We start from the raw sequence: 24,008 nt of genomic DNA on the forward strand, positions 1-24,008 counted from the left end.
CGACCCCGACGGCAACGGATGGGCCCTCCAGGAGATCACCACCCGGCTCCCCGGACGGTGACGCCCCGACCCACCCCTCATCCGACCGACACCACCTCCACGGTGCCGACGCCCCTCTTCATCGACCGCACGACGACGTCGAACACGTAGGTGGCGTGCGCGGGCGGACGCAGGGTCACCGTGCGTTCGGGCGCGAGGACGGATGCGGGTGACTGCCGCTCATGGCCGCTCTCCCCGCTGCCCGTCACCAGGAAGACCTTGAGCGGGACCCTGCTCACATTGCGCAGAGTGACCGCCGTGGTGTCCGGGCACCTGCCCAGCCGACCGGTGGTGCAGTTGTAGCGGACATCCCCGAAGGAGACCCTCGCGCAGGACACCTCGTACCTCGGGTCGGAGAGCGATCTGCACACCGAGCCCCGGTCGAAGGAGGGGCCGGCATCGCCCGGGCCCTCCTCCGGCGTACTCACGGCTATCGCCCCGAGGACCAGCAGCGCCCCGAGAGCGGCGGCCGCCAGGCACATCACGGGCCGGGCAGGGCCTCGTGCACGGTGCTGCCACTGGAGCAGTCCGCGGAACAGCGTCTTCCAGGCCGGATGCCGATGAATGAACGACTGTGGCTTGTACATTGCCAGCTTTACCCAGACATGAGTCTCGTTGCGTGGTCGCCTCCCACCGGCGCGGCGGCCCTCCGGGGGCGCCGGAAGGGCCGGCTCGCTCCGGAGCCGAGGAAGACTGGTCCGGTGGCGGGAGGGCATCGTCGGCCTCCCACCCCGCCGGTCGCGGGACGGCGGCGTGTACCGCGTCGGCCGGCTGCCGTGAGGGGTGGCGGCGGGGACCCGGCCGTGGCGGACGAGGGCGTCGTGGAAGGCGGGCCCCTTCCACAGCGGTAACGCTTCGGCAGGGCTCGAAGGTTCACCGGCGGCGGACGATCGCCGGAGGCCGCCCGGCGCGGGCACATCGCCTTCCAGCGGCGATGGGGCTTCTGGGAGAAGCGGCCCACGAAAATAGTCGGTCGGTCGTATACTGGGCGTATGGGGCGAACGAGCGACGCAAAGGAAAAGATTCTCACAGCTGCTCAGTCGCTGCTCGAGCACCGTGGCTACTCGGCGCTGGGCGTGGCGGAGATCTGCAAGGCGGCGGGGGTGCCGAAGGGCAGCTTCTACTACTTCTACGAGTCCAAGGAAGCCCTCGCACTCGCGGTCATCGACGAGCAGTGGGCGGCTGAGAGGCGGGACTGGCAGCACGTCCTGAACAGCGATGACGAGCCCTTGCAGCGGCTGCGGCAGCTCTTCGCTGCGACCGAGAGCCGACAGCGGGCGGGGCAGGACAGCTGCGGAGTCGTCTCGGGCTGCATGTTCGGCAATCTCTCGCTGGAGATGAGCAACCAGACGGAATCCCTGCGCCATCGCCTCCAGGAGATCTTCGAGGCGCAGGTGGACATGGTCGAGGTGACTGTCACCGAGGCACTGGGCCGGGGCGACATCTCGGTCGCGGACCCGCGCGAAGCGGCGCGTGCCGTCGTGGCGCAGCTCGAGGGCCAGGTGCTCTTCGCCAAGCTCTACAACAACACGGCTCAGCTCGGCACCTTGTGGCCGAACTGCCTGGCCCTGCTGGGCGCGCGTGATGCGCAGCCCGTCGAGGTGTCCTGACGGCGGATGTGCGGGGCGGAACCGACCGCCATCGGCCCGCGGTCAGGGGTCGGAGGGCGGACGCGACGGCTTGGCCCGGCCGTCCGCCTCTCCCCTCTCGGGGACCGGATCCCCCTGACGGCGCGCGGGCCCGGGACAGCGCCGGATGGAACGTGCACGCCGGTGCTCGTGGGCGGGATACACCCCGAGGATGCGCACCTCGGAGGAGAAGAAGCGCAACTCCTGGAGGGCCAGTTCCACTCGGGGGTCGTCGGGATGCCCCTCGATCTCGGCGTAGAACCGGCTGGCATGCAGACCGGCGCCCGCCTGGTAGCTCTCGATCTTGGTGAGGTTCACACCACTGCTCGCGAACCCGCCGAGCGCCTTGTAGAGCGAGCTGGGGATGTTCCGCACCGAGAAGAACAGACTCGTCATCATCGGGTCGCCCGTGTACGGCGTCGGCGTGCCCTCCCGGGAGAGGACGACGAACCGCGTGGTGTTGTCGGGATCGTCCTCCACCCCGGCCCGCAGCACCTCCAGCCCGTACAGCGACGCAGCGGCGGGCGGGGCGAGGGCGGCGTGCCGGCGATCACCCAGCTCGGCCACCTCCCGCGCCGCTCCCGCCGTGTCGTCGCTGACGAGGCCCTGCCAGCCGCCTTCTCGGATGATCTTCCTGCACTGACCGAGCGCGTGCACGTGACTGCGTACGCACTCCACGTGATCCAGCGAAGTACCCGGCAGGCCCATGAGGTCGAAGCGGATGGCCAGGAAGTACTCGGCGATGATGAAGAGTCCCGACTCCGGCAGCAGGTGATGGACGTCCGCGACGCGTCCGGCCGCGGAGTTGTCCACCGGAATCACCGCGACGTCGGCCGCGCCGCGGGTGACCGCCTCCAGCGCCTGGTCGAAACTCGTACACGTCAGTTCGCTGCTCGCCGGGTAGAGCGCCTCAGCGGCCGTCGAGGAGTTCGACCCGGGCTCCCCCTGGTAGGCGACGGTCGTCATGCCGGGCCTTCCGCTCGGTGGGGGTGTGGGCGGGTCGCGAAGTCCTCCACGAACCGCGTGACCTGCAGGATCGGCGTCGCTGCCTCGATCAGGTAGGCCAAGGGATGCCGACCGTCCGGACTGACGAACGCGATGGCCCCCTCGTAGGCGCCCGCGACGACGCGTCTGGCCACGTTCACGGCCCGGGTCAGAGGACCCGTCGCACGGGCGGCGCTCTCGCACGCGCCCCTCAGGCCGTACAGCGTCGACCGGAGGGCCGCCTGCTCATCGTGTGTCAGGGCGGCCAGTTCGGCTGCCGGAAGCGCGGCGGACCGGTTGCCGTCCGCGAGACGCGCCAGCACGTCGGTCAGGCGGCGGGTCGCTCCGAGCGCCATGGCGGTGACGGCGACACCGACGAAGATCTCGTCCGTCGCCCTGAGGGGGACACCCGAGCGACGCGTGGCCAGTCCGGCGGGTACATAGGCGTCGGTGAGTTCGAGGGCGCCCGTCGGGCGGTTGCCGCTCGGGCCGAACGGCAGCCGTTCCCCGCCCGGAAGGACGAAGAGGTCCCACCCGTCCTCGTCGGCCGTGTCCCCGGGGGTGGCCAGGGGGAGAACGAACCAGACAGGGTGGGGATGCACCCTCAGGTGCCAGCGACCGGAGAGCGAGAAGCCTCCGTCCACCGGCCTGGCGACGGGCCCGGCACCCGGTTCCACGGCCGGCCGGGCGGTGGGCAGCGGTGCGGCCCAGTTCCATGTGCGGGTGAACGTGTCCCAGGTCGTGGCGGGGTCCCGGTGTGCGGCCGACTCGAAATGGTCGTGTACGTGGAGCAGGTCGGCGCCTGGCCCGATCGTCCGCGACCCACCGTCGAATCGGGTCGGCTGCGTATGCCTGGTCAATTCTCACCTTCGTACGGGCGTCGTGGGCGCGAGCACCGCGCGGCCTGTCGTGGCGGGCAGTGCCGTTGGTGTACGCGTTCCGGTCGGGCGGTGACGGCGTACGGACGACTCGCCCGGCGGTCTGGCTTCTTCCACTGACGCCACGGGTGGGAGGGGCGTCTGTGTTCACGTGAGCCGTGCCACAGCGACACACCCCAGAAAACACCTCTCCTTGTATCACCGCCTTGACTGGTTATGCTCGCCTGTGGAACAGTCACCGGACATTGCGACCACCCCCGGCCCCGGCGGAGCAACGCGACCCCGATGACCTGATCGACGACGGAGAGACTCATGATCAACAGGCGTACGTTCAGCAAGGCCGTCGGCCTGGGTACCGGCGCGGCGGCGGTCTCGCTCGCCGGGTTGCAGGCCGGCGCCAGGGCGGCGACGGGCGCGGGCGAGGCGGGCCACGGGAGGGGCGGCGACAAGGCGGCGCCGACCGTGCCCGCCGTGCCCCCCGGGACGCACACCTCGTTCGACCGGATCAAGCAGGTCAGGGCGGGAATACTGGACGTGGGCTACGCGGAGGCGGGCCCGGCGCACGGCCCCGTCGTCATCTGCCTGCACGGCTGGCCCTATGACATCCACAGCTTCGTCGATGTCGCTCCCCTGCTGGCCGCACAGGGATACCGGGTGATCGTGCCCTTCCTGCGCGGCCACGGTACGACCCGATTCCTGTCCGCTCGCGCCTTCCGCAACGCCCAGCAGTCGGCCATCGCCCTGGACATCATCGCACTGATGGACGCGCTCAAGATCGACCACGCGCTGCTCGCCGGATTCGACTGGGGCACACGTACCGCCGACATCATCGCGGCCCTGTGGCCGGAGCGGGTCAAGGGACTGGTGTCGGTGAGCGGTTACATCATCACCAACGTCGGGGCCCAGAAGCAGCCCATCCCGCCCAAGGCGGAGTACGCCTGGTGGTACCAGTACTACTTCGCGACCGAGCGGGGCCGCCTCGCCATGGAGAACAAGGCGGACCGGCACGACCTGTGCCGTCTGGTCTGGGACACCGTCTCCCCCACGTGGGACTTCGACGACGCCACGTTCGAGCGCACCGCCGCCGCCTTCGAGAACCCCGACTACGCGGCGATCGTCATCCACAACTACCGCTGGCGGCTCGGTCTCGCGGACGGCGAGGCCCGCTACGAGCGCTACGAGCGCAAGCTCGCCGCCCGGCCCGTCATCGGAGTGCCTACCATTACCCTTGACGCCGAGCGCGACCCCTTCACCGCGCCCGGCGACGGTGCCTCCTATCGCGACCGATTCACGGGCAAGTACGCCCACCGGACGCTGACCGGTATCGGTCACAACCTGCCGCAGGAGGCACCCACCGCCTTCGCGCAGGCAGTCGTGGACGTGGACCACCTCTGAGGTGTCGCCCAGGCGGGCCTTCGCCTGCGGGTCTCACAGCGCCCGATCACGCGGCGTGAGACCCGCACTGACGAAGGCACGCACGCCGCAACCCCCAAGGAGTAGAGACCCCATGAGCCGAGCCATCCCCCTGTCTCCCGCGGACCGAAGCGCCGGCGAGCGGAGGATCGCCTGGCTTCCGGTGCCGGCCGAGGAGATGGACGGCCTTCCGGCCGACCTGGACTACGCGTCGTGGGACGGTCGCGGCCCGTACCCCACGGACCCGGCACGTGTCTCCTTCTACGCCCCTCCGCTCACCACGGACACGGCCGTGATCCTCCGGCCCCTCCCACGCATGTCCCAGCTCCGGGTGATCCAGGCACTGAGCGCCGGGGTGGACTATCTCCTGCCGCACGTCCGCCCGGAGGTGCTCCTCTGCAACGCCCGCGGCGTCCACGACGCGAGCACCGCGGAGATGGCGCTGACCCTGACGCTGGCCTCCTTGCGCGGAGTTCCGGACTTCGTCCGGAACCAGGGCTCCGGGCACTGGCGGCAAGCGATCCGGCCCTCCCTCCACGGTGCCACCGTGCTGATCGTGGGGTACGGCTCGATCGGCGCTGCCATCGAGGAGCGCCTGCGTCCGTTCGGGTGCGAGGTCGAACGGGTGGCGCGTACCCCGCGCCTGACCGCCGCCGGACGGGTCCACTCCACGTCCGACCTGCGGGACCTGCTGCCGCAGGCGGACGTGGTGATCCTCTCTGTCCCGCTCACCGGCCAGACAAGGCACTTGGCCGACGCGACGTTCCTCGGTTCGATGAAGGACGGCGCCCTGCTCGTGAACGTGGCGCGCGGCGCGGTGGCGGACACCGGCGCACTGCTCGCCGAAGTCCGGACCGGCCGGATCCGCGCGGCCCTCGACGTGACCGACCCCGAGCCGCTGCCCCCCGGACACGCCCTGTGGACCGCGCCGGGCATACTGATCAGCCCGCACGCCGGTGCGTTCACCTCTGCCATGCTGCCTCACGTCAAGCGGCTGCTCGGTAGCCAGTTGCGGCGCTTCGCGGACGGGCGGGAGCTCGACAACGCGGTGTCCGCCTTCCCGCTCGCCGGCTGACGCCGCACCACGGCCGGGCTGTCCGGTCCGGCCGACGACGCGAGGCCGGCCGGGACGTCGTCGCAGGCGTCTCACAGGGGCAGCGTCAACCGCCGTAGCGTGTGTGCGGTGGGCTCCTGCGCGGCCTGGCGGTAACCGGTACCGGCCCACAGATGGACGAGCTCCTTGTCCCCAGCCGCCGTCGCCGCCCTGCGGAGGGGCGCGGTGAGGTGATGCACGGCCGGATAGCCCGCCGGGGCCACGGATTCGTAGCGGTCGATGAAGGCGTTGCGCAGCGCCCGGGCGGGCCGTCCGGTGAAGGCTCGGGTCAGCACGGTCCCCTCGAACGCCGGATCGGTCAGGGCCTGCTGATGGAGTGTGGAGGCACCGCTTTCGTCGGCGCGCAGCAGCAGTGTGCCGATCATGGTGGCGGCCGCCCCGGCATGCAGCGCGGCCGCCACGTCGCCGGGCTCTCCGATGCCTCCGGCGGCGATGAGCGGCAGGGTGAGACTCCGGCGGACACGTGCGACGAGGTGAGGCAGGGGGACGGAGGCGATGGGGCGGTCGGGAGTGAGCGTGGCCGAATGCCCGCCTGCCGCCGGCCCCTGCACGATCAGCGCGTCCACGCCTGCCCGCGCGGCCTCCTCGGCCTCGTCGACCGAGGTGACGCTCTGCAGGACGGTGACACCCGCCCTCCGCAAGGTCGCCACGACGCGGGAGTCCGGGATGCCGAAGGTGAAAGAGACCCACGGAACCGGTGATCGGGCGATCAGGTCGATCTTGGCCGCCCAGGCGTCGTCGTCCTCCGTCGGTTCGACGGAGGGCAGGCTCAGCCCGTAGCGGTCGGCCTCACCCTGCACGGCCCGCGCGTACCGCGCGTAGGCGTCGCCCTCCACGGGCACCGGATTGGGCGCAAACAGATTGACGCCGAAGGGGACACCCGCCGCCCGGACCGCGCGTATCTCCTCGTCGAGGGCAGCCGGTGTCTTGTATCCGGCGGCCAGGAACCCGAGACTGCCCGCGCGTCCGGCCGCCACGACCAGCTCGGAGGTGCTCCCGCCTCCAGCCATCGGAGCCGCCAGGACCGGCAGTTCCACCCCCAGGTCGGACAGCAGTCGGTTCATGCCTGGTATCTCCTCCGCGCGCGGCGGGCAGCGGTGATCCCGCCGTCATCGGACGCCGAAGCGGCCTTGCCGGTGTCATGGGCACCGGATCCCGCCCGTGGTGACAGCCTATGACGCCAGGCGCCACGGCATGGATCTGTGCCATGCCGATTAGGCTGGCACTATGCACGACATGCATCGATGCGCTGAGGAGTAAGGGCGTGGAGGTCGAGATCCGCCACTTGCGGGCCTTCGCCGCGGTGGCGCGGTGCCGGTCCTTCTCGCGCGCCGCACAGGAGCTGCTGATCACTCAACCGGCCCTGAGCCGTACGATCGCCCAGCTGGAGGGAGCCTTGAGCGTTCGACTGCTCGAACGGACCTCGCGCCGGGTGGCACCGACCGACGCGGGAGCCGAGTTCCTCCAGGAGGCGCAACGAGCGATCGCCTCGTTCGATCATGCCCTGAACACGGCGCGCCACCGGGCCTCCCTGCGGCTGGGTTTCAGCTGGCTGCTGCCGGCGCCCTGGGCGCAGCGGACCATCAGGAGCTTCGAAGGGGCAACAGGTGCCGCGGTGGCGCTCACCCGTACCGACGATCCGTTGCGAGCCCTGCGCCAGCACGTTGTCGATGTCGCCGTCGTCCGCGGTGACATGGAATTGCTGAAGCCCCTTGAGACCGTCCGGCTGTACGAGGAGGCACGCTTCGCGGTATGCGCCCCGGAGAGTCCGCTGGCCGGGCGCACCCACCTGCACTGGAGCGAGGTGCGTCAATGGCGTCTGGTCGTGAACTCCGTCAGCGGCACCACCGGCCCGTGGTCATGGCCCGAGGATCTGCGGCCGAAGGACATCGTCGAGACCTCCAACTACGACGAGTGGGTGGAAACGGTGGCCGCGAATCGCGGCATCGGCATCGTTCCCGAGACCGCCAGGCACCGCTCTCCTCATCCCGGCCTGCACTTCATCGCCCTCGTCGACGCGCCGCCGGTTCCCGTGCGTCTCGTCTACTCGCCGGACGGGCCCGGGGCCCTCGTGCGCCGCTTCGTCGACGCCGCCCTGGAGGCGGCCCGCCAGTGAACGCCGGTTTCGCCCACGCCGGGACTCATGCCCGGCAGGCATCGTTTCACGAGCCCAGGCATTTCACCCCCGCTCCGGAATTGTCTAGCGTGAACGTGTGTGTCAGTCACCAGGAAATCCAGTGAGGTCGGACATGGCGAGGACTGAACTGTCCCGGCAGGAAAGCGCGGTGACGGTGCTCGGGGGCCCGACGGCGGTCATCGACATCGCCGGTCTGCGCATCGTCAGCGACCCGACCTTCGACCCGCCCGGCCCGCAGGGCTACCTCACCAAGACGGCCGGACCCGCATGCGCCGAACGGTCCATGGGTCCCGTGGACCTAGTGCTCGTCAGCCACGACCTCCACCCGGACAATCTCGATGTGCGCGGACGCGCGTTCGCGCGGTCCGCACCCCTGCTCCTCACCGGCCCGGCCGCTGCCGCCCGCCTCGGATCGCCCGCCGTGGGCCTGGCGCCCTGGGCGGCGCACACGGTGCGACGCGGGGACGGCCAAGGTGATCTCTCCGTCCTGGCCGTCCCCGCGGTCCACGGCCCCGAGGACGGCGAACGGGATGCCGACGGCAACGTCAACTGCGAGGTCACCGGTTTCGTGCTGTCCGGTCGGGGGATCCCGACCCTCTACGTCAGCGGCGACAACGCCTCCGTCCGGACCGTGGCGGAGGTGTCCCGCCGCGTCGGGGACATCGACGTCGCACTTCTGCACGCGGGCGCCGCACGCGTGCCGGCGAAGTTCGAGGGGCGTCCGCTGTCCATGGACAGCAGGCGGGCGGCCGCCGCGGCGGCTGTTCTGGGTTCCGGTGTCGTGGTCCCGGCCCACTACGACGGCTGGACTCACTTCTCGGAAGGCCTGAGCGACTTGAAGCTGGCTTTCCATGAAGCAGGTCTGTCCTCCCTGCTGCACGCGCCGGAACACGGCACCTGGGTGCACCTGCCCCGCTGAGCGTCCCGGTGATGCCGCTCAAGACCGGTACTGCTTGACAGGTCAAGGAAATATCCTCTTTACTGACTCTCGTCAGGAGTCGGCTGTCCCGTCCAGAGCCCGGCCCTTCCAGGTGATGCCCGACACTGCTGAGGAACGGCGGCTGCGCCATGGACGCCAAAGTGCACTACTCGATTCTCGGCACCGTGCGGGCCACGCGCGGAGAAACCCAGCTCGCGGTCGGCCCTCCCAAGCGTCTGGCGCTGCTGTCCCTGCTGGTGCTCCGGGCGCCCGGCCCGGTCTCCCTGCGCGACGCCGTGGATGTCCTGTGGGACGACGAGCCACCGGCCAGCGCCGTCAACATCGTCCACCGCAACATCGGTGCCCTGCGCAGACTGCTGGAACCCGGCCTCAGCAGCCGCGCCCTGGCCGAACACCTCTCGCGGTCCGCCGACGGATACCGCCTTCTCCTGGACGCGTCGACCTCCGATCTTCTGCACTTCCGTGACCTCCGCGCCCGGGCACAGCTCGCCGTGAAGGACGGTGACGCCGCGGAAGCCGCCCTGCACTACACCGACGCCCTGCGGCTCTGGCGGAGTCCGGTCGTGGCCGACGGCACGCAGGTCGCCCAGCACCCCGTGTTCACCTCGGTGGGACACGAGTTCGTCGCTACGGCCAAGGAAGCCGCCGACGTCGTCCTGACCGCGGCCCCGGCATCGACGGAGGAGGTACTGACGGCCCTGCGGCGTGCGGTGGACGGGCACCCCTTCGACGAAGCGCTGCACTCCCGCATCATCGCCGCTCTGGCAACGACCGGCCGGCAGGCCGAGGCCCTCGATCAGTTCGAGCGCATCCGCCGCACGCTGGCCGACGATTTGGGGGTCGAGCCCGGAGCCGGTCTGCGCTCCGTCCAACAACGCCATCTGCGGCGCAAACGTTCTTCCACCGCCACGACGGTGCCCCAGACCGTTCCCGTGGCTCCCGGCTCGGTGCACCTGCCTGACGACTCCGTGCCCTTCGTCGGCCGGACCGAGGTGCTGAACCAGTTCCGGCGGTTCCTGCCATCCGCAGCCACCGATGGTTCCGCGGCAACGATCGTCGCTCTGTGCGGAATGGCGGGCGTCGGCAAGACGACCCTGGCCGTGCACTGGGCCCACATGCACACCGAGCACTTTCCCGACGGGCAGATCTATGTGGACCTCCAGGGCTACCACCCCACACGGGCTCCTCTCAGCGCCGCGCGGGCCATGAGAGCGGTGCTCGAAGCCCTGGGGTCTCGCTCCGCGGGGGCAGACAGCGACGACGCGGCACTGCGGCTCGCCTACAGGAGCACGCTCGCCCGCCGACGGTTGCTCCTGGTCCTCGACGACGTACGAGACTGCGAGCAGGTCCGCCCACTGCTGCCCGCGTCCGCGGGCAGCCTGATCGTCGTCACCAGTCGTCGGCGTCTGGAGGGACTGGCCGTCACCCACGACGCGCGGCTGGTCACACTCACCCCCCTGGCCCTCGACGAGGGCGTCGAGCTGCTCGAACGCCGCATCGGACCCGAACGGGTCCGTGCCGAACCGGCACACGCGGAGGAGATCGTCGAGCTGTGCGGCAGGCTTCCACTGACCCTGGCCTTGGCGGGCACCCGCGCCCTGATGCGTTCCCGCTTCTCTCTCGCGTCCCTCGCCGCAGAGCTTCGGGAAGGCCTGGTGGCCTTGTCCAGTGGCGATGCCCGCACCGACGCGTCCACCGCGTTCCGGCGTTCGTACGGCGCGCTCAGTGCCGGAGCGGCGAGGACGTTCCGGCTGCTCAGTCTGCACCCGTCCCACGAATTCACGCTGCGAGCCGCAGCCAGTCTGGCCGGGAGCGACCTGCGCACGGCGCGCGAGGATTTGGCCGAACTCACCGATCATCACCTGCTGGAGGAGGCGGCTCCCGACCGGTACACCGGCTGTGGGCTGCTGCGCTCGTTCGCGGCCGACCTCAGCGCGGACGCGGACTCGCACGACGTGCGCTCCAGCGCGTGCGCCCGAATGCTCGAGCACTACCTCTACAGTGCCGACGCCGCGACCGCTCTCCTCACGCCGCACCACAGGACGGTGATCCTGCCGCCCCCACGCCCGGGCGTCCGGCCTCAGGAATTCGGCGGACGCGCCGAGGCCGCGCGCTGGCTCGTCGCCGAAAGGTTCACCCTGCCGGCACTCGACCGCGGCCTCAGCCGTCATCCTCAAGGTGAAGGGTTCAGGCGGCAGCTGAAGGCCATGCTGACCACGTCCTTCCCCCCGGACCCGGGCTGATGCCTTTGCGGGATGGGCCGCGGGTGAGGCACGGCGAGACACGGACTCCCGAGTCCCTGCTCCGTTCAGGCGGCCTCGGGGTGAAGCGTGCGGCGCAGCTTGCGCAGCGCGTTGTGCTGCCGGGACTTCACGGTGCCTGCGGGAACACCGAGAATGGCCGCCGTCTCCTTGATCGTCCGATCGCAGAGGTAGATGTGTATCAGGACCGCCCGGTGCTCCGGAGACAGGAGGCGAAGCGAGGGCAGCGTCACCATGGCGTCGTGCACCCCCTCGACCCCTCCAGCCGCCGACGCCGGATCGTGATACGTGGCACCCACGACCTCCCTGCGGGTATGCGGCTTCCTCACCCAGTCGACCACGAGGTGACGGGTGACGGTGAACAGCCAACCTCGTAGAGATCCGTCCATGGCCAGCAGCCTGTCGGCGTTCCGCCACGCCCGCACGAGCGTCTCCTGGACGATGTCCTCGGCCAGTCCGTGGTCACTCAGCATCTTCTCGGCGTACGAGACGAGCGCGTCGCGGTGTTCCCTCATGATGAGCGCGAGCAATTCCGACCGGGGCGTTTCCGTGGGGGGCGTTGCCATGGTGCTGAGCCATCCTGCATCTCGTCCTGCCGATCGGAGGCATGGGGGTGCCTCCTCATGCCGCACCGTAGGCAGAGCGGGGTGCCGGAAAACTGTCCTCTTTATGACGCTTCCGTGATCGGGGGCGGGCGACCGGACGTATCAGGGCGCGTGGCGGACGCTCCCGTCGCGACGGGCGTGCGCGACGTACCGCGGGGACGCGCTCACGCCGGCCTCGTACACAGCGAACACGAGGCGGCGGCCCCGGTTCACACCTGCTGGACATGGCGGTCGGCCCGGAGTGCGGAGCAAGGTGTCGATGCCTCGAAGGAACATCTGTTCATCGGCGCCTTGCTGTCGCCATCCATAGGGGCGACGCTGGACACCATGCCGCACACGAGCGGAAAGCCACCCCGACCGTCCCGGTGGCCCGGGCTTCTACTCCGCCCCGGCGACATGGGTACGATGCGCCACATCATCCATAGGAGGGAGTGAACGGTTGTGACCAGCCAATCAACCGCCACGCTCCGGTCGCGGTATATCGAGCAGGCCGCGTCGGACCTGGAGGAAAACCGACATCAGCAGAAGGAACTCGCCGAGGCCCTGGCGCGATTGAAGCATGAGGAGTCCCTCCTGGTCGACATCCTGACTCTCGCCGAGCGCTACGAGGGCCTGCCGGAAGCGTCGGACCTGCCCTCCCAGAAACGGGCCGAGCCGTACGCACCGGACGGCAGGCAGGCGCCGCCGCCGACACAGAAGACGACACGTCGCTCGGCACACATGAGAGAACGCCGACTCAGGAAGGCCCAGGCGGAGGCTGACGCGAAGGGGAAGTCGCGTCAGCCGCTGCTGGGAGAGATCCTTATGGAACTGCTCGGCAGCCACTCGGAACCGCGCCTCGCCAAGGAGCTGCGGGAGGAGCTGATCGCCAAGCACCCCGACCGGTCACCGACACCGCAGGTCGTGCGGAACACCTTGGAGTCCCTCGTCGCCAAGGGGAACGTCCAGCGCCACAAGCAGCAGCGGTCTGTCATGTACACCCTCGTGAGCGGTGCGCAGGGTGGTGTCTCCGCCGAAGCGGGAGGCACCGAGGACTCCACGAGCTAGCGTTGTCACATGTGATCCGGCCCGTCACCCGACCGGCCGGGTCACGTCATTTCTCCCGGTACCGAAACACGTGTTTCGTCTTCACTGGCTCGGTGAGTGCGGAGAAGTCTCCGACCCGAACTCACGGAATGGCCGCTCACCATTGCCGAAGCGGGAATTAGACTGTGGCCATGGCAGACGCGACCACGATCGAACCTCTCAACGCCGACGAGGAGGCATTCCTCCGGGCCCTGGGCAGAGTGGTGACAGGGTTGCCTCGAGTTGTCGATGCGGACATGCTTGAGGAGCATCCTATTTCCAGTACCGAGTACACGGTGCTGGTACATCTCTCCGAGGTTCCGCATCACCAGATGCGCATGAGTGAACTGGCCAATATGTGCGGTTTTTCGCTCAGTGGTATGACGCGGGTCGTCAGCCGACTCGAGTCGCAGTCACTCGTCCGGCGGCAGAGGTGCCCGGAGGACGGGAGGGCTTGGCTGGCCATCCTCACCGATTCCGGGTGGGAGATGCTGCGGCAGGCGTGGCCGACGAACCTCGCCAGTGTGCGCCGCCACATCTTCTCCCGGCTCGAGGGTTGTGACGTCGCTGCTGCCGCCAAGGTGCTGGAACGCATAGCGGCCCCCTGATGCACCGGCCGTGCCGCTTCGGTCCGACGGTGTACGGGGGCGCGGTTTCCCGGAGACCGCCGCGGCGAGCCATCGGCCCACCTCCGCGGGAGCGGGCATGCCGGCCATTTCGCCACCGATGCGATGTGCCGCGTTGGTGAACCGCGCGTCATCCAGCAGCCGGGCGATGCCCTCGGCGATCATGGCCGGTTCCTGATGCCCGGGCCGCAGGACGACTCCGGCTCCCGCAACTTCGACGGCCTGGGCGCGCAGTTGCTGCTCAGGAGAGGTGGGAAGGACGACAGCCGGGAGACCGCGCGCCGCGGCGGCGAAGGTCATCTCCGCGCTGCCGTTGTGAAGCACCGCCGATACACCCTTGCCCCCGGAGCCGGCCGGTAGACTCTCGGCAGCACGGACGGGGTGGGGGTCGCTGCGGAGACCGGTTGGGGTCCTCCACTCCCCCGTCGCGTCGACCTCGATGCCGAGGCTTCTCAGCGACCGCCGCAGCGTCGCGACACCGAAGGAAGGGCCGGTCGCCGTGCCCGGCCCGAGCAACACGCGAGGCCGATCGCCCACGGGAGCGGACCGCACCGGCGATATCGCCGTCTCGTACGCGAACTCCGCGCGAAGCGCGACGCGCCGGAGCGGCGGTGACCACCCTCGCGGGTGCAGGCTCGGCGGGCACAGGTCGAGCAACCAGCGTCCCGACGGGACCTGGGACGGTGGCGGAAGGCCACGCTCGGTGTACCGGTCGGCCACCTTCCGCGCCATGGAGTCGAGCGTTCCGGGACTCGGCGAAGGGCCGGTCGACACCACCGCGCACGGCACGTCGAGAGATGTGGCGACGAGCGGCCCGACCAGGTCGCAATACTCGGAGATCACCAGGTCGGGCCCCCACGCCTCCGCGCGCTTCACGGCCTCGTCGGCCAGGAGGTCGATCCGGGCCGCGGCGAAGTGCTCTGCCCAGAGTTCCCCGGAGGGCAGGAACAGGACGTCGGCGCCCTTGCGGCGGCTCACCTCGGCGCTGACCTCGTCACTGGTTGCGCCGAAGAGCAGCAGCTCAAATGCCTCCGGTTCGAGGAGGCTCCGCATGGTGACGGCCGTCGAGAAGGCGACCTCATGGCCCTGCACCCGGAGGGAACGCGCCAGCGGCAGCAAGGGCCGAAGCCGCCCGGTGAGGGGGTTGGTGAAGAAGAGTACGCGCACGAGGGAGGAGCTTCCTGGATCGGCGCCGCGGTAGGCAACGACGTCGGGCGGCGGCCCATCAGGGAAGCGACGACGGAGTGCGCCTCACGTGGCAGCGGACCGGTGAGGAGTCAAACCGTACCATAATGATTGCGCAGTCAATTATTATCCGCTTCCGGACGGCTGCGTCACCGGAGTCCCGCGCCTCCCCGGACCGCGACTTCCGGAGGGTGCCGCCGGCCGGCGGGGAGACGCGGTCTCGCTCACAGGCCCATGTCCAGTGCCAGGCACGAGAAGTGGTTCCAAGACCTCTCGGGGTCGTAGGCGTCGATCACCGCCCCGCTGGGCGTCGCCTCCTTCGACTCGGTCATGTCCTGCCTGCGTATGGGCTCAGGCAGTCGACCGAATCGCTCATGCCGTGCCGCCGCGGCGACGTCCACAGACCCTTCGTCATTCATATTGCCTCCCTGTTCCGCGGCGCGGCCAGCCGCGCCGGACTGCCGTGCCCTCAACCTTGCACTCCGACTAATCACCAGTCAAGCCGGTGACGGTGTGGCGAGGGGTATCTTCAGACACGTCTGTTGCGCAAGGTCGAGACCTGCGACGCACCCAGGTCGACGCCGAGTGCCGGCAGTCGAACAACGACCCTGCCGGTCCCATTTCAAGGTCGCTCGTTCCAAGTGCCGAGAGTGGCCCCCTTCGCAGCCCGCGCCGCGGCGTCAGGTGGCGATGTCCCGCAGAGCCGCCGCGAGCCGCTGGAGGTCCAGGCCCGTCAGGTGGTCAAGGAAGTGGCGCCGCAGGGCGGCCAGGTTGGAAGGCCAGGCCGCCTCCAGACGGGCGAATCCCTCGTCGGTCAGGATGGCGTTCGAGCCACGAGCGTCACGTGACGACTTGACCCGCTGGATGAGCCCTTGGCTCTCCAGCCGGGTGACCAGCCGCGTCATACCGCTGAGTGACATCTCCACTGCGGCGGCGAGGTCGCTCATACGCAGCTTCCGGTCGGGGGCCTCGGAGAGGTTCGCCATGGCCAAGTACTCGATCAGCGACAGGCGCTGCTCTCGCATCATGTCTGTGTCAATCGCGCGCGGCAGAGCGTAGATGACACGACTCAGGGCCCTCACCACGGCCTCTTCGTCCGCGGAGAGGGGCTGAAGTTCGCGCTCAGCGGGATCCGGCTGGGCCGCAGTTCCTGTCATTGCCCCACACTTCTGCTCGTTGGAGGAGACTGATCGGAGGAGGAGCGGTCTCCGAAGCCCCTCCCCTCCCGCACACTCGGCCTCTCCGGAAAAATTGTCTTTGCAACCAGTATAGTGGACGTAAGCTTGCTTCGTCAAGCAACTTGCCCTGGTGGTCAGACCACCCATGTGCGCGTCCGGTCGATCGGCTCTCCCTCCAGACAGGAGTCCCCCATGACGTTCCAGCAGACACCGTCCGAGGAGGCGGTACGCCCCCTGACCGAGGACGAAGAAGCGGTCATCAGATCTCTGCCCAGCCTGATCTACGCCCTGCCGCGCGCCATCGACGCCGACATGACGCAGGAGCAGCGGATATCCGCCACGGAGTACCTGGCTCTGATGCACCTGTCGGAGGCGGCAGAGCGCCGCCTGCGCATGGGCGACCTCTCCGACGCCTGCGAGATGTCGCTCAGCGGCACGACCCGGGTCGTGCACAGATTGGAGAAGGAGGGCTTCATTCGCCGGGTGCGGTGTAGCCACGACGGCCGCAGCTGGCACGCAGCTCTGACCGACACCGGCTTCGCGAGGCTGGAGGAGGCCTGGCCGGCGAATCTGGCGGCAGTGCGCCGCCACTTCCTCGACCACTTGGCCGGGATCGACCTCGTGTCCCTCGCCGCCGCTCTGCGGAAGGTCGCCACGTGATCGCGCAGGTCCTGCCCGGACGGTCGTAGGCGCGGATCGCGCCCGCGCCGCATGCCGGCGACCGGAGGATGCGCCCGGCCTGTGGAACACTGACAGGGAGGGCGCCGCGCCGGTTCGGAAGGTGCCCCCGCCGTCCGAGCCCCGCCGCCCGCGTGCCCCACGGGCGAGGGGCCGGCCACGCCGGGTGTGTCTGCCGAGGATCGACCGCTGTGTTGCGCGTCCGGGGCGTCTGGGACCGGGAGGCTCTCAGCGATGGTGATCCTCAACTACACATCCCCCCGCCGTCGGCACCACGGGGGTGCGCATCGCAACCAGTTCCCACCACTGGTACCGGTGGCCCACGGACTACTGTCGTTGACGCAAATCGACCGGTCGTCTATTTTAGGTGACCGGTCGGCTATAAAGCTGGCCGCACTAGAGGAGGATCACCATGAGCAACGTCGGACAGAAGGTCGTCGTCATCACCGGCGCGTCGCAGGGCATCGGCGCGGGCCTCGTCGAGGCCTACCGCAAGCAGGGCTGGGCCGTGGTGGCCACGTCACGGACCATCGCCGATTCCCAGGACGACAACATCCTGACCGTGCAGGGCGACATCGCGGACCGCGCCACCGCCGAGCGGGTCATCGCCGCCGCCCTGGAACGGTTCGGCCGCGTCGACACTCTCGTCAACAACGCGGGAATCTTCCTCTCGAAGGAGTTCACCGACTTCACGGAGGCCGACTACGACGCGGTGCTCGGAGTCAACGTCGCCGGCTTCTTCCGCATCTCGCAGCTCGCGGTGGAGCAGATGCTGAAGCAGGGAGGCGGCCACGTCGTGCAGATCACCACCAGCCTGGTCGACCACCCCAACTCCGACGTCCCCTCCGTACTGGCGTCCCTCTCCAAGGGTGGGCTGCAGGCTGCCACCAAGGCCCTGGCCATCGAGTACGCATCCCGGAACATCCGCTCCAACGCGGTGGCCCTCGGGACGATCAAGACCCCCATGCACCCGGAGGAGCACCACGAGACGCTCGCGGAACTGCACCCGGTGGGCCGCATGGGCGAGATCAGCGACATCACCGACGCGGTGATCTACCTGGAGAACGCCCCGTTCGTCACCGGAGCGATCCTGCCGGTCGACGGTGGTCAGACGGCGGGACACTGACCACGGGCGGAGCCCCTTCTGATCCGCTCACCGAGCGAGCTGCGTCCGCCTGACGGAGGATGGGCCGGAGCGCTGTGTGAGCGGATGGATACGTCCCACCCGGCGCCCCCGCGGCGGCCCCCTGCCATCGGCCGCCGAGTCGAGTGAAGGGCGGGCGCAGGAATGGACAGCGCTTCTCGCGTCTACGACGTGGTGGTCCTGGGAGCCGGCCCCACGGGGGAGAATCTTGCCGAACGCACCAGGGCCGCGGGGCTGACCACCGTCATCGTGGAGAACGAGCTGCTGGGCGGCGAGTGCTCGTTCTGGGCGTGCGAACCGAGCAAGGCCCTGCTGCGTCCGGTGGTGGCACGGGCGGACGCCCGCCAGGTCCCGGGGCTCAGGCGTGCCGTGGAAGGACCCCTGGACGTACCCGCGGTCCTCGCTCATCGCGACAGGATGGCCGCGTACTGGCAGGACGACGACCAAGTGGTCTGGCTGGACTCGGTCTCCGTGGACCTGGTCCGGGGCCACGGCCGGCTGGACGGCCCCCGGCAGGTCACGGTCGAGACCCCGGAGGGCGGTACGGTGCGCCTGACGGCCCGCCACGCTGTGGGGGTGTGCACGGGGACGACCACTGCCTTCCCCGACATCACGGGCATCAGGCAGGCCCGGCCCTGGACGAACCGCGAGGCGACCGCCGCCCGGCACGTGCCGGACCGGCTCGTCGTGCTGGGCGGCGGCGTGGTGGCCGTCGAGATGGCCACCGCGTGGCAGGCCCTCGGGTCGCAGGTGACCATGCTGGTCCGTGGGACCGGCGGGCTGCTCAACCGCATGGAGCCCTTCGCGGGCGAGATGGTGGCCGACTCCCTGCGCGCCTGCGGTGTCGACATCCGCTTCGACACGTCGGCGACCGAGGTGGTGCGCGAGCAGGACGGCGACGGCCCCGTGAGAGTCACCCTCACCGACGGGGAGACGTTGGTGGCCGACGAGATCCTGGTCGCCACGGGCCGCGCGCCGCACACGATGGACATCGGCCTGGACACGGTCGGGCTGACCCCCGGCGACTGGCTGGCCGTGGACGAGACGTTCCGGGTCACAGACGTCGCCGACGGCTGGCTCTACGCGGTCGGCGACGTCAATCACCGGGCGCTGATGACCCATCAGGGCAAGTACCAGGCGCGGATCGCCGGTGCGGTGATCGGCGCGCGTGCCGAGGGCCGGCCGCTCGACGACGGGAAGTGGGGCGCGCACTCCCCCACCGCCGACAGCGCCGCGGTGCCCCAAGTGGTCTTCTGCACGCCCGAGGTGACCAGCGTCGGGCTGACGACCAGAGATGTGGCACGCTCCGGCCGCCGCGTCGACGTCGTGGACTACGACATCGGCAGCATCGCCGGCGCCGTGCAGTTCTCGGACGAGTACCTCGGCAAGGCACGCGTCCTCTTCGACGCCGACCTCCGGACCGTGGTCGGGGCCACCTTCGTCGGACCCGGCACGCAGGAGTTGCTCTACTCGGCGACCGTCGCCGTCACGAGTGAGGTACGCGTGGACCGGTTGTGGCACGCCGTTCCCGCGTTCCCCACCATCAGTGAAGTGTGGTTGCGCATCCTGGAGACCTACCGCGACGGCGGCGCGCTGTGATTCCCGGCGCCGGGTGACGGGCCACCGGTAGGCGTCGTCCGGACGGGCGCTCAGCCCCGGGCGACGACCATCCGGAATCGGGCCGCTCCCGAGAGCATCCTCTGATAGGCGGCGTCCGCCTCGGCGAGGGGGACGACTTCCACCGTCGGGCGAATGCCGTGCAGGGCGCTGAAGTCCATGGTGTCCTGCACGTCCTGCGCGGTGCCGGACGGGTGGCCCCGGACGACGCGGCCCGGCAGGATGAGCTGGAGGGGGCTGATGCCCAGAGGTTCGGGAGAGACCCCGATGACGACGAGTTCACCACGCGGCGTCAGACCGTCGACCGTCGCCGCGATCGCGTCGGAGTTCCCGGCGGTGGCCAGCACGACCTTGACACCCCCCAGGGACTGCAGCGCTTCGGCGACCGGGGTGTCCGCCGTACTGTCCACGTAGTGGTGCGCCCCGAAGCCACGCGCCAGCTCGGCCTTTTCCGGGCCACGGGCGACGACCACCGTTTCGAAGCCCATCGCCACGGCGAACTGCACGGCAAGGTGTCCCAGACCACCGAGACCCACTACCGCCACGCGGTCGCCCGGCTCGGCTGAGCTTCGCCGCAGTCCGTGGTAGGTCGTGACTCCGGCACACGCCATGGGGCCCGCCTCCGCCGCGGACATGGCGTCGGGGATCCGGGCCAGGGCGTCGACCGGTGCGAGCATGGACTCGCCGAAGCCACCGTCGTAGGCCCAGCCCGGGATCTTGAGGTTCTCGCAGACGATGAAGTCACCCTTGCGGCAGGGGGTGCAGTGCCAGCAGCTGCCGCCGAACCAACCCACGGTCACACGGTCCCCGGCCTTCCAGCCGAACGCGTCGGCGCCCTCGCCGAGTTCCTCGATCCGGCCCGCCACCTCGTGTCCCGGCACCAGGGGGAACCGTACGCCGGGCATGGTTCCGCTCACGAAGAAGTCGTCGCTGTGGCAGATGCCGCATGCCTCGACGGACAGCCGGACCTGGTTGCGGCCCGGTCTGACCACCTCGCGTTCGACCACCTCGAAGCGTCCGTTCGGTTCTGCCACCTGCGCGGCTCGATAGCTGTCCATGAGAGTCTCCTCGGCAGGAGAGGCGATCCGACGCGGGCCCTGCGCTCGAGGGGGTACTGTCGGAGTCGGGCGAGCACTCGGCATTCGGGCACGAGCTCCTACCATCGCACCACCGGCTCGTCCATCCGGCAAACGGTGCCACCCTGCGATCCGCGATTGGGCTCGGGCAACGGCGTCACGGAGCCCGCCATATGTTGTCGTAGGCGGCCTGCTCCACCGACCGACGCCGGCGTTCGGCGGCCAGTTCGGTGACGGCCTCGTGAACGGCAGTGAGGATGGTGGCTTCGTCGTCGGACAGACCTTCCGCCTCTCTCGCTGGAGGCTCGGCCAGTCCCACTGCGGCGGCAAGACCGACGAGGATGGGATCACCCGAGGTGATCCGCTCGGTGGCGTGGCTCAGGGCCGTGGGGTCGACCACCGGGTGGGCGCGACGGAAGGGGTGCCGGTAGGTCCGGGCTGCTTCCCCCGACGCGGTCACTTCCCGAGCGGAGCGGTAGCGCGCGGCCAGATCGCGGCCCCGCCGCCAGAGCCAACCCTCGACCGTCTCGTAGGGAGAGTTCTGAACGATCGCAGACGCGGCCTCGGCCAGCATCGTGTCCACGTGGCGTGGCGAGACCACCGGCAGAATCCGGTCGCCTACGAGAAGTGCAGCCTGCACATCGACGAGATCCAGCAGTTCGGCGCCCGCCAACGCCAAAGAGAGATCGCCCTCCTCCAGGCCTGCTTCGGCGTCGGGGGAGGTGGCGAGGGCAGAGAGGTCATGCGCTGTTGCCATAACGACTCCTTATCGACGTTGGCCGGCCCAGGAGTAGTACAGAAGGAACGTGGCGGCCCGCAGCGGAGAGGTCGACAGATCTCATGCCCACGATATGCGGAAACGGGGGATAGATCCTCTGCGATGGGTTTCCCTCCGGCCAGCCACTGCTTCCAGTGGTACCGACTCCATGTGGAACTTGAGTTGCCACCGGTTCGAGCGCGCGGGTCTTCGCGCGCCAGGACTAGCGGATGTGGGGATCGTCGTCGGGCAGCCAGGCGGCCGGGCCGCACACCTTGAGTTCCCCCGGGTCCGGGCGCAACGCGTCCACTACGGCTCGTACCTCGGCGCGATCGTCGTCGCGGCGCCACACCAGCGACCACGTCCAGCAGAGTTCCGGCCTGACGACGGCCACGCGTACCAGGTCCGGGGGGAGCGGGACGTTCTGGTTCTTGGGAACGTTGACCACCGGGCGGTGACTGCGACGTACGTGCTCGAAGAACGCAGGTCCGGTGAGACTGCTGCCGGAGCCTCGGGCCACTCGGGCCCCCGTGGCACCGGCCACCTGCTCGGCGTACGTGTTCCAGGACCTCCACGTGGTGTCCTCGTCGACGAGGAGCAGGGTGTCCTCGGCGGCCACTTCCCTCGTGCCCGGGCGGGAGGAAACCGCGTACAGGCGGTCGACACCGAGCAGGGCGGCCCGCAGACCGAGCCGCTCCAGGTCCCCGGCCCGTACGCGGCAAACGGCCAGGTCGAGGCTGCCGTCTGCCACCCGGGCCGTCTGCGTGTGGGACGGCGCGACCCAGGGGTCGACGTGTACCTGCGCCACCTCGGCCGTCCGGATGTCCAGGTCGGACGGCAGCCAGTGCACGTATGCCAGGCGCAAGGGCTTCGAGCCCGACAGCCGGCGGGCGCGTTGCTGGAGGGCGTCGGCGCGGGACAGGAGGAGCCGGACGTCCGGGAGCAGTGACGAGCCGGCGGCGGTGAGCGAGACCGAGCGACGGTCGCGGTTGAGCAGTCTTACGCCCAGGTCCCGTTCGAGGGCCTTGATCTGCTGTGACAGGGACGGGCCCGCGATGTGCAAGCGGGCTGCGGCGCGTCCGTAGTTCAGTTCCTCGGCAACGGCAACGAAATACCGCAGTTGACGCAGCTCCACGGGCGCCATGCTAGCCCGGCGCCCGACTGCTGCGCAGCGCCGCCCGGTGGGCTAGCCCGTCACGGTGATCTATCGGCGCGGTCGCTCGGTGCGGGAGGCACCCGGGCAAGGTCGGTAAGGAGATGTGACACCCAGCCCGAGATCGCCCGCGCCGCCCTCAGGAACGACCGCGGTCGGGACGGTGCTTCCCGACCGAGGAACAAGCGTGGTGCGATTCGCAGAGTGGTTCAAGCGCCGAGGTGCCGGCACGCGGGGCGACAGGGCGGCGGACGAACCGCACCGGGCGCCGGAAGGGGCGTTGGCGGTACCCGCTCCCGCCGACACCGGCAGACGAGAGCCGGCGGGAGCTGTGCCCTGGGGGATTCGCGTGGCCGCGGAGGTGGTCTGGCGCCTCCTCGTCATCGCCGCCGGTGTGTGGGTGGTGGCGCGGATCTTGGGCTCCTTGCGCCTGATCGTGTTGGCGTTCGTCGCTTCCCTGCTGATCAGCGCACTGCTCCAGCCCACCGTGGCAAGGCTTCACCGCCACCGGGTGCCGAAGGGGCTGGCGACGGTCCTGACGGCGTTGGGCGGTTTCGTCCTACTGGGGCTGGTCGGATGGTTCGTGGTCTGGCAGGTGATGAGCAACGTCGGTGAACTCTCCGACCGCCTGCAGGACGGTACGGACGATCTCAAGCGCTGGCTCGCCGACGGCCCGTTCCACGTCACGGAATCACAGATCGACGACGCCACCGAGATGCTCCGCGACGGCATCGGATCCAGCCGGCAGCGACTCACCGACGTAGGCATCCACGGCGTCACCATCCTCGTCGAGCTCCTGACGGGGGCACTGCTGGCGCTCTTCTCGACGCTCTTCCTCCTCTACGACGGGCCGCGTATCTGGGCCTGGAGCCTGAGATGGGTCCCGGCCTCGGCACGACCCGGGCTGGCGGGAGCCGGCGTCCACGCCTGGCGCACTCTCACCGGGTACGTGCACGGCACGGTCGCCGTCGCGTTCATCGACGCCCTCTGCATCGGCCTGGGTATCTTCGTGCTCGGCGTGCCCCTGGCGCTGCCGCTCGCCGTCGTCGTCTTCCTGGGCGCCTTCGTGCCCCTGGTCGGCGCGGTGGTCTCAGGCGCACTGGCCGTCGTCGTGGCGCTCGTGACTCAGGGCGTGTTCTCTGCGCTGCTGGTACTGGTCATCGTGCTCGGTGTGCAGCAGCTCGAGGGGCACATTCTCCAGCCCTTCATCCTCGGCCGCGCCGTAAGAGTGCATCCGATGGGCATCATCTTCTCCGTGGCCGCGGGTGGCCTGATCGCCGGAATCGGTGGCGCCGTCGTGGCCGTACCCCTGGTGGCGGTCCTCAACACAGTGATCGGGGAACTCAAGCACTCCGCTGGAGCCGGGGAACATCCGGCGCCTGACCGGGTGGCTCCCGGCAGGTGAGGGTGACGTGCCCGAAGCGGCGGGTACGGGAATGGCGTGCGGTGGTCGCCCCGCGTACGGGGGAAGTGCACGCGGGGCGACCGCCTTCCCGCCGCCGGGACCAGCCGATCCACATCCCGGCGACG

The 24,008-nt window shown here is 69.8% G+C and carries 21 protein-coding genes and 1 pseudogene; 12 read left to right on the forward strand and 10 right to left on the reverse strand.

Going from position 1 to position 24,008, the window contains the following annotated elements; genetic code table 11:
- Nucleotides 1-77 precede the first annotated feature (77 nt).
- Nucleotides 78-626, reverse strand: a complete 549-nt coding sequence (locus tag IE108_RS32850; protein ID WP_159394661.1) for a hypothetical protein — start codon at nt 624-626, stop codon at nt 78-80.
- Nucleotides 627-1,031: 405 nt separating this feature from the next.
- Here IE108_RS32850 and IE108_RS32855 point away from each other — a divergent pair, with 405 nt between their 5' ends.
- Entirely contained in the window at nt 1,032-1,649 is a 618-nt protein-coding gene (locus tag IE108_RS32855; protein ID WP_064732338.1) for a TetR/AcrR family transcriptional regulator, read from the forward strand.
- Nucleotides 1,650-1,691: 42 nt separating this feature from the next.
- On the opposite strand, the gene IE108_RS32860 is transcribed toward IE108_RS32855, so the two are convergent.
- Both IE108_RS32860 and IE108_RS32865 read right to left on the reverse strand, forming a co-directional pair.
- The gene (locus IE108_RS32860; protein ID WP_079163921.1) at nt 1,692-2,633 is read right to left on the reverse strand and encodes a prephenate dehydratase; all 942 of its coding nucleotides are present in this window, start codon (nt 2,631-2,633) and stop codon (nt 1,692-1,694) included.
- Nucleotides 2,630-3,511: a hypothetical protein gene (locus tag IE108_RS32865; RefSeq protein WP_064732337.1), complete on the reverse strand. Its 882-nt coding sequence runs from the start codon at nt 3,509-3,511 to the stop codon at nt 2,630-2,632. Before IE108_RS32865 ends, IE108_RS32860 begins: the two co-directional genes overlap by 4 nt.
- A 330-nt stretch (nt 3,512-3,841) precedes the next feature.
- Here IE108_RS32865 and IE108_RS32870 point away from each other — a divergent pair, with 330 nt between their 5' ends.
- On the forward strand, nt 3,842-4,924 hold the full coding sequence (locus tag IE108_RS32870; RefSeq protein WP_064732336.1) for an alpha/beta fold hydrolase: 1,083 nt from the start codon (nt 3,842-3,844) through the stop codon (nt 4,922-4,924).
- Nucleotides 4,925-5,036: 112 nt separating this feature from the next.
- The gene (locus tag IE108_RS32875) at nt 5,037-6,017 is read left to right on the forward strand and encodes a 2-hydroxyacid dehydrogenase (RefSeq protein ID WP_064732335.1); all 981 of its coding nucleotides are present in this window, start codon (nt 5,037-5,039) and stop codon (nt 6,015-6,017) included.
- Nucleotides 6,018-6,088: 71 nt separating this feature from the next.
- Here the strand turns inward: IE108_RS32875 and IE108_RS32880 are convergent, their stop codons facing one another.
- Nucleotides 6,089-7,120, reverse strand: a complete 1,032-nt coding sequence (locus IE108_RS32880) for a nitronate monooxygenase (RefSeq protein WP_064732334.1) — start codon at nt 7,118-7,120, stop codon at nt 6,089-6,091.
- Nucleotides 7,121-7,320: 200 nt separating this feature from the next.
- Between IE108_RS32880 and IE108_RS32885 the strand changes: the two genes are divergently transcribed.
- The 3 genes from IE108_RS32885 to IE108_RS32895 all read left to right on the forward strand — a co-directional run bounded on the left by IE108_RS32885 (nt 7,321) and on the right by IE108_RS32895 (nt 11,376).
- Nucleotides 7,321-8,172, forward strand: coding sequence for a LysR family transcriptional regulator (locus IE108_RS32885; protein WP_064732333.1), 852 nt, complete (start codon nt 7,321-7,323; stop codon nt 8,170-8,172).
- 133 nt (nt 8,173-8,305) lie between these two features.
- Nucleotides 8,306-9,112, forward strand: coding sequence for an MBL fold metallo-hydrolase (locus tag IE108_RS32890; protein WP_064732332.1), 807 nt, complete (start codon nt 8,306-8,308; stop codon nt 9,110-9,112).
- 149 nt (nt 9,113-9,261) lie between these two features.
- Entirely contained in the window at nt 9,262-11,376 is a 2,115-nt protein-coding gene (locus IE108_RS32895) for an AfsR/SARP family transcriptional regulator (RefSeq protein WP_064732331.1), read from the forward strand.
- Nucleotides 11,377-11,441: 65 nt separating this feature from the next.
- Here IE108_RS32895 and IE108_RS32900 read toward each other — a convergent pair whose 3' ends face one another.
- A complete protein-coding gene (locus IE108_RS32900; RefSeq protein ID WP_064732330.1) occupies nt 11,442-11,960 on the reverse strand; it encodes a sigma-70 family RNA polymerase sigma factor in 519 nt (172 codons plus the stop codon).
- A 480-nt stretch (nt 11,961-12,440) separates the two neighbouring features.
- Between IE108_RS32900 and IE108_RS32905 the strand changes: the two genes are divergently transcribed.
- Nucleotides 12,441-13,046, forward strand: a complete 606-nt coding sequence (locus tag IE108_RS32905; protein ID WP_189397825.1) for a BlaI/MecI/CopY family transcriptional regulator — start codon at nt 12,441-12,443, stop codon at nt 13,044-13,046.
- Between the two features lie 275 nt (nt 13,047-13,321).
- Entirely contained in the window at nt 13,322-13,672 is a 351-nt protein-coding gene (locus IE108_RS35370) for a MarR family winged helix-turn-helix transcriptional regulator (RefSeq protein WP_373297089.1), read from the forward strand.
- A 78-nt stretch (nt 13,673-13,750) separates the two neighbouring features.
- On the opposite strand, the pseudogene IE108_RS34980 reads toward IE108_RS35370, so the two are convergent.
- Nucleotides 13,751-14,743, reverse strand: a pseudogene (locus IE108_RS34980) (glycosyltransferase); the annotation flags it as partial.
- Between the two features lie 812 nt (nt 14,744-15,555).
- The gene (locus IE108_RS32920) at nt 15,556-15,903 is read right to left on the reverse strand and encodes a MarR family winged helix-turn-helix transcriptional regulator (protein WP_229852637.1); all 348 of its coding nucleotides are present in this window, start codon (nt 15,901-15,903) and stop codon (nt 15,556-15,558) included.
- Between the two features lie 342 nt (nt 15,904-16,245).
- On the opposite strand from IE108_RS32920, the gene IE108_RS32925 reads away from it, so the two are divergent.
- The 3 genes from IE108_RS32925 (at nt 16,246) to IE108_RS32935 (ending at nt 19,474) form a co-directional block, all read left to right on the forward strand.
- Nucleotides 16,246-16,713 (forward strand): MarR family winged helix-turn-helix transcriptional regulator, encoded by a 468-nt coding sequence (locus tag IE108_RS32925; protein ID WP_064732326.1) that lies wholly within the window; start codon nt 16,246-16,248, stop codon nt 16,711-16,713.
- A 430-nt stretch (nt 16,714-17,143) separates the two neighbouring features.
- Nucleotides 17,144-17,857 (forward strand): SDR family NAD(P)-dependent oxidoreductase, encoded by a 714-nt coding sequence (locus tag IE108_RS32930; RefSeq protein ID WP_064732325.1) that lies wholly within the window; start codon nt 17,144-17,146, stop codon nt 17,855-17,857.
- Nucleotides 17,858-18,019: 162 nt separating this feature from the next.
- Complete coding sequence (locus IE108_RS32935) at nt 18,020-19,474, forward strand: dihydrolipoyl dehydrogenase family protein (RefSeq protein WP_064732324.1); 1,455 nt, start codon at nt 18,020-18,022, stop codon at nt 19,472-19,474.
- A gap of 50 nt (nt 19,475-19,524) precedes the next feature.
- Here IE108_RS32935 and IE108_RS32940 read toward each other — a convergent pair whose 3' ends face one another.
- The 3 genes from IE108_RS32940 to IE108_RS32950 all read right to left on the reverse strand — a co-directional run bounded on the left by IE108_RS32940 (nt 19,525) and on the right by IE108_RS32950 (nt 22,469).
- The gene (locus tag IE108_RS32940) at nt 19,525-20,550 is read right to left on the reverse strand and encodes an alcohol dehydrogenase (RefSeq protein ID WP_064732323.1); all 1,026 of its coding nucleotides are present in this window, start codon (nt 20,548-20,550) and stop codon (nt 19,525-19,527) included.
- A gap of 175 nt (nt 20,551-20,725) precedes the next feature.
- The gene (locus IE108_RS32945; protein ID WP_064732322.1) at nt 20,726-21,325 is read right to left on the reverse strand and encodes a GPP34 family phosphoprotein; all 600 of its coding nucleotides are present in this window, start codon (nt 21,323-21,325) and stop codon (nt 20,726-20,728) included.
- A 223-nt stretch (nt 21,326-21,548) separates the two neighbouring features.
- The gene (locus IE108_RS32950) at nt 21,549-22,469 is read right to left on the reverse strand and encodes a LysR family transcriptional regulator (protein ID WP_079163918.1); all 921 of its coding nucleotides are present in this window, start codon (nt 22,467-22,469) and stop codon (nt 21,549-21,551) included.
- Between the two features lie 196 nt (nt 22,470-22,665).
- Between IE108_RS32950 and IE108_RS32955 the strand changes: the two genes are divergently transcribed.
- Nucleotides 22,666-23,883, forward strand: coding sequence for an AI-2E family transporter (locus IE108_RS32955; RefSeq protein ID WP_161342343.1), 1,218 nt, complete (start codon nt 22,666-22,668; stop codon nt 23,881-23,883).
- Nucleotides 23,884-24,008: the final 125 nt, after the last annotated feature.

This window comes from Streptomyces parvulus, assembly GCF_014648855.1.
Lineage (GTDB): Bacteria > Actinomycetota > Actinomycetes > Streptomycetales > Streptomycetaceae > Streptomyces > Streptomyces parvulus.